Annotated in this window: 1 pseudogene (cut by a window edge); it reads right to left on the reverse strand. The window is 69.2% G+C overall.

Annotated elements, in window-relative coordinates:
- Window positions 1-616: pseudogene (locus ACFE99_RS01945) on the reverse strand (Hsp70 family protein) (its annotated part continues 601 nt past the right edge of the window); the annotation flags it as partial.

The following is a 616-nucleotide window of genomic DNA, read 5'->3' on the forward strand; positions in this document are numbered from 1 at the left end:
GCGCCGGGTACTCACCGGTGCTGATCGGCATGATGCCCGAATCGTCGTCGGCCTCCGACCATGCCAGCGCCGGTGCGCCGGCAGGCTCCGGCGCGGCCTCGGCCATCATCGTTGGATTCGCTGCCTCCGCGAAGGGATCCAACGCAGCGGCCATGGTCGGGGCCACTGCCGTTGGACTGTCGTCGGCTGGACCACGCGCGGCCCGCAATGCCGCACCGATCGCCGCAGTCAGGTGTGGCCGCGGCGCCGTGATAACGGGGGCGCGCAGCTGTTGCGAAAGTGTCGTGGTGACGGCCGGGATATTGGCTCCGCCGCCAACCGCCGCGACCGCGGTGAGATCGGCAGCGCCAATTCCGTTGCCTTCCATGATTTGTCGGCCACGAAACCGTCCAGTGGCTGGTGAAGCACGTCGTCGAGCTCGGCCCGGTTCAGCCGGACGTCGCCGCTGAACCCGGGCAACTCGGCCGACAGAGTGGCCTCCGCGCTGGAGGACAGCTGTTCCTTGGCGTTTCGGCATTGCGCCCGCAGCCGGGTCAGCGAGCCGATCGCCGACGTGCCGGTGGTGTCGAACGAACCCGCCGCCGACAGGTTGGCCACAACATGGTTCAGCAGGGCC

Origin of the sequence: uncultured Mycobacterium sp. (assembly GCF_964249325.1) — a bacterium.
Lineage (GTDB): Bacteria > Actinomycetota > Actinomycetes > Mycobacteriales > Mycobacteriaceae > Mycobacterium.